Annotated in this window: 5 protein-coding genes; 2 read left to right on the top strand and 3 right to left on the bottom strand. The window is 72.2% G+C overall.

Annotated features, from left to right (window positions below; genetic code table 11):
• Positions 1–1,179: MFS transporter (locus H5J26_RS28595; RefSeq protein ID WP_181768868.1), on the bottom strand; the 1,179-nt coding region annotated here is incomplete at its 3' end.
• A 92-nt stretch (positions 1,180–1,271) separates the two neighbouring features.
• Here H5J26_RS28595 and H5J26_RS28590 point away from each other — a divergent pair.
• Positions 1,272–2,213: a LysR family transcriptional regulator gene (locus H5J26_RS28590; RefSeq protein WP_181768867.1), complete on the top strand. Its 942-nt coding sequence runs from the start codon at positions 1,272–1,274 to the stop codon at positions 2,211–2,213.
• On the opposite strand, the gene H5J26_RS28585 is transcribed toward H5J26_RS28590, so the two are convergent.
• The gene (locus H5J26_RS28585; protein WP_181768866.1) at positions 2,182–2,796 is read right to left on the bottom strand and encodes a helix-turn-helix domain-containing protein; all 615 of its coding nucleotides are present in this window, start codon (positions 2,794–2,796) and stop codon (positions 2,182–2,184) included. The genes H5J26_RS28590 and H5J26_RS28585 overlap by 32 nt on opposite strands.
• A gap of 117 nt (positions 2,797–2,913) precedes the next feature.
• Between H5J26_RS28585 and H5J26_RS28580 the strand changes: the two genes are divergently transcribed.
• Complete coding sequence (locus H5J26_RS28580) at positions 2,914–3,810, top strand: class I SAM-dependent methyltransferase (protein ID WP_309238101.1); 897 nt, start codon at positions 2,914–2,916, stop codon at positions 3,808–3,810.
• Between the two features lie 118 nt (positions 3,811–3,928).
• Here H5J26_RS28580 and H5J26_RS28575 read toward each other — a convergent pair.
• Positions 3,929–4,519 (bottom strand): alpha/beta hydrolase (locus H5J26_RS28575; RefSeq protein WP_181768865.1); only part of this gene is annotated, 591 nt, incomplete at its 5' end.

The raw sequence follows: 4,519 nt of genomic DNA, 5'->3' as shown, positions 1-4,519 counted from the left end.
CCTCTGAAGTCCGAAGGCGGCGGCACCCAGCGCGCCGCCGAGTGAACTGCCGGTGTAGTACGCCATCTGGTAGAGCGCGGAGGCCTGTGCCCGGCCCTCCTTCGCCGTGTGGCTCACCGAGCCCGAGGCGACGGCGTGCCCGGCGAAGAATCCCGCGGTGATCAGCACGAGCCCGGACACGACCGCCACCAGGCTGTCGGCCAGGCTCAGAAGCAGCCCCGCCGAAGCGGCACCCGTACCCACGTAGAGCATGCCGCGCCGTCCCAGCCGCGCGTTCAGCTTCCCCGCTGTGGCCGAAGTCGCAGCGCCCACGAGGTAGATGACGAAGACGGATCCGACGAGACCCTGCGAGAGGCCGAACGGTTCGGCCACCAGCCGGTAGCCGATCACGGTGTAGACGGCGCCGAACACGATCATGAACAGCATGCCGATGGCGTACAGCCGCAGCAGGAGCGGGTTGTGCAGGTGCGCCGAGACCGTACGGGCGAGTGCCCGCGCGTTCAGCGGTGTCGGGCGGAAGTGACGGGCCTTGGGGACCAGCAGCACGAAGGCCAGCGCGCACAGCAGTGACGCCAGCGCGACCGCGGCCAGCCCGGCACGCCAGCCCCAGGCCTCGGTGACCCAGCCGCTGAGGATGCGGCCGCTCATGCCGCCCACGCTGTTGCCCGCGACGAACAGGCCGGTCGCGCCGACCAGGTACCGCCCCCGCACCTCGTCCGCGAGGAACGCCATCGCCGACGCGGGCACGCCCGCGACCGCTGCGCCCTGGAGCGTGCGCAGAGCGATCAGCGTGCCCAGGTCCGGTGCGAACGGCACCGCCAGGGCGAGAGCGACGGCGACGGCCATCGAGGCCGTCAGCATCCGGCGCCGTCCGAATCGCTCGGACAGCGCCGCGAGCGGCAGCACCGCCACGGCCAGGCCGATCGTGGCGCCGGAGACGGTCCAGCTCGCCGTGCCGGGATCGGCGTGCAGGTCGTGCGAGATCTCGGGGAGCAGTGCCTGCGTGGAGTAGAGCAGCGCGAACGTCGCCAGGCCGGCGGCGAAGAGTGCGAGACGCATCCGGCGGTGCCCGGGATCGCCGGGGCTGAGCTTCGTCGCGTCGGTGTCGCCTCCGGCGGTTCCGGAGGCTTCGGTGGAGGCGCCCACCCTGGCGGGCGCCTCGGTATCGGCAGTCGGCATGCGTCGAACGTACGGTCGCCCCAACTGATGCGTCCAATGCACAGAACCGTCATAATCGATCCCTCTGAGCATCACGGCAGCTGAGGCAGGTCATGTCACCGGCACGCAACGCGAAAGACATCCCCGTCACATCCGACTGGGCGGCGTCGCTCACTCCTCGTCTCGCCCAGTTCGCGGCGGTGGCGCGGCACGAGCACGTGACACGGGCGGCGGGGGAACTCGGCATCCCGCAGTCCACGTTGAGCCGCGCGATCACCCGCCTCGAGAGCGACCTCGGAGTCGCGCTCTTCGCCCGGCGTGGCCGCACCGTCTCCCTCACCCCGGCCGGGCGCACCTTCCTGGCCTCCGCCGAACGGGCCCTCGCGGCGGTCGAGCAGGCGGCCGAGTCCGTACGGGCGGACGCGGACCCGGCGAAGGGCAAGGTCGCCTTCGGCTTCCTGCACACCCTCGGCTGGGAGACGGTCCCCGGGCTCATCCGCGCCTTCCGTGCGGACCACCCGGGCGTGCGCTTCGCGCTCGTGCAGAACTACGGGGAGGCGATGCTGGAGCGACTGCGCGCCGGCGACCTCGACCTCTGCCTCACCTCGCCCGTACCCGATGCTCCCGACCTCGTCTCCCGGCGCCTGGACGAGCAGCGGCTGCGTCTCGTCGTGCCGGACGACCACCCGCTGGCGTCACGCAGACGTGTACGCCTATCGGAAGCGGCGGACGAGCACTTCGTCACCCTGGAGCGCGGCTACGGCATGCGGCGCATCCTCGAAGCGCTGTGCGCCGAGGCCGGATTCACTCCACGCGTCGCCTTCGAGGGGGAGGAGGCGGAGACCATCCGCGGCCTCGTCGCGGCGGGCCTCGGCGTCGCGCTGCTGCCGCCTCCGGCGGTGCCGCGGCCGGGCGTGCGGGAACTGACCGTCACCGCTCCTCGTGCCGTCCGCGAGATCGGTCTCGCCTGGCTCGCCGGGAGGCCGGACACTCCGCCGGTGGCGGCGTTCAAGGCCTTCCTGCTCAGTCGTCGCGGCCGGCTGCTCTCGGGGTGACCTGCCGGGGGCGAGCCCGCACGTGCATCCGCTCGCCCTGGCTGCCGAACAGGCTGAGGAGTTCCACCGGGCCCTCACCCGTGCTGCCGAACCAGTGCGGCAGCCGTGTGTCGAACTCGGCGGCCTCACCCGCACCCAGAAGCAGGTCGCGGTCGGCCAGCACGAGCCGCAGCCGGCCGGCGAGGACGTACAGCCACTCGTAGCCCTCGTGCGTGCGCGGTTCCGGCCTGGTGCGCCGGGCGGGGAGCACGAGCTTGTACGCCTGCAGTCCGCCCGGCTGCCGGGTCAGCGGCACCACGGTCATCTCCCGCGTCCGGCGCGGGACGAGTCGCACGCGGGGATCACCGACCTCGGGCGCCCCCACGAGCTCGTCGAGAGGTACCTGGTGCGCCCTCGCGATGGGCAGAAGCAGCTCCAGTGCCGGCCGCCGGTGCCCGGACTCCAGCCGGGAGAGCGTGCTCTTGGAGATCCCCGTGGCCTCGGCCAGCGCGACGAGGGTGACCCCGCGCTCCGTACGCAGCCGCCGCAGCCGGGGGCCGACCTCGTCGAGCACGTCGGAGATCGATGAGTTCGTGTCCGCCATCCCGCCATCTCATCCCGCACTTCCCGGAAACGGCAACATAAGTTGCCGAAACAGGGAGACGGGCAGCACGCTCCCGGGAGCAGGGCAAGCCGGACGGCAACCGCGACGGAGGACGACGTGAGCGCACACACCCCGCACCATCACGGTCACAGCACCGAGGACCTCGACTGGGACGCCATGGCCGACCACCTGGAGAGGGAGGCCGAACTGCGCGCCCCCTTCGTGGAGGAGGCCGTGGCCTGGCTGCGGGGCCTGCTGCTGGAGGGCGGCATCGGACCGGACACGGCCGAACGGCTGCTCGACGTCGGCAGTGGTCCCGGGGTCCACACCGCTCAGCTCGCGCACGCTTTTCCACAGGCCCGGGTCGTGGCTGTGGACGGAGCTTCGAACCTGCTGGAGCGCGCCCGGGACCGCGCGGAGAGGGAAGGCCTGTCCGGGCGCATGGAGATCTGTGAAGCCCAACTCCCGGAGGAGCTGGGCAGCTTGGGCAGCGGCGACCTCATCTGGACCAGCAATGTCGTCCACCACATCGGCGACCAGCAGGCCGCCCTCGACGCCCTCGCCGCGTCACTGCGCCCCGGAGGCATCCTGGCAGTCGTCGAACGGGGGCTCCAGCCGCGCTGGCTTCCGCGCGACATCGGCGTCGGACGACCGGGCCTGCAAGCCCGTCTGGACGCGGCGAACGAGGAGTGGTTCACCGGCATGCGCGAAGGGCTGCCCGGTCACACCCCGACCGTCGAGGACTGGCCCGCCATGCTGGCCCGCGCAGGCCTGACGCCGGCGGGCTCGCGCACCTTCCTCACCGAACTGCCCGCCCCGCTGGAGCGCCGCGCCCGCGAACACCTTCACGCCCAACTGACCCGCAGCCGCGAGAAGTTGGGGGAGTGGCTGGACGCCGACGACCTGCTGGCAGTGGACACGCTGATGGACGAGGAAGCCCCGACGGGCATCCTCAAGCGCCCGGACGCCTTCTACTTGACGGCCAGCACGGTCCACGCGGGTCGCGCCTCCTGAGGGAATCGCCGCCGGGAGAAACCATCGGCCTCCACATGAGGCGGACGACGACGGAGGCCGAGCGGGACGTGCCCGAGAGGGACTTGAGCCTGGACACGTCCCGTACGGGCCGTCGATCTCAGCGCCGCAGGCTCCGCCCGAACCCCGTGGCCAGCGGCATCCGCAACCCCAAGGGCGGCGGCGCAGCCATCGCGTCGGTCAACGGCCGGGCGAACTCGCGCCCGCACAACGTGCCCAGCACGAAGTTCTCAGCCAGCGCCGCGACTTCCGCGTTGTGCTGGCGCAACCCGTGCCCGTCCGTGTGGACTTCGAAGCGGCACACGTCCGCGTTGGTCTTCTTCGCTCGCTCCGCGAGCCGGTAGGAGAGCTCGGGCGCCGTGTGCTCGTCGTCCGTGCCGTGCACCAACAGCACGTGCCTGCCCACCAGTTGCTTCACCGGTTCGGTCTCGTGCGCACCCGACGCCGCACCGGGGTCGGCGGCCGGCAGCCACGGGGATATCGCGAGCACAGCGGTGACCATCGGGTGCCCCGCTGCCCGCAGCGCCGCCCGCGCCCCCACGTCCACCCCCACAAGGCACACCGGAACGTCCCCGTAGCGGCGCACCACTTCGGCCACGGCCCACTCGGCGTCGCCGGCAGGATGCGCGTCCTCCCCGTTCCAGCCGCGGTAGCGGTAGTGCACGATGTGCGCCACGAGCGAGGCGTCCGG

The organism is Streptomyces albidus (ex Kaewkla and Franco 2022) (assembly GCF_013870515.1).
In the GTDB taxonomy this organism is placed as follows: domain Bacteria; phylum Actinomycetota; class Actinomycetes; order Streptomycetales; family Streptomycetaceae; genus Streptomyces; species Streptomyces albidus.
This window is presented reverse-complemented; position numbering and strand designations above follow the sequence as displayed.

Excerpts from the sequence above, each read along its gene's own strand:
- H5J26_RS28590 (WP_181768867.1), top strand. The coding sequence starts at position 1,272 with ATGTCACCGGCACGCAACGCGAAAGACATCCCCGTCACATCCGACTGG.
- H5J26_RS28585 (WP_181768866.1), bottom strand. The coding sequence starts at position 2,796 with ATGGCGGACACGAACTCATCGATCTCCGACGTGCTCGACGAGGTCGGC.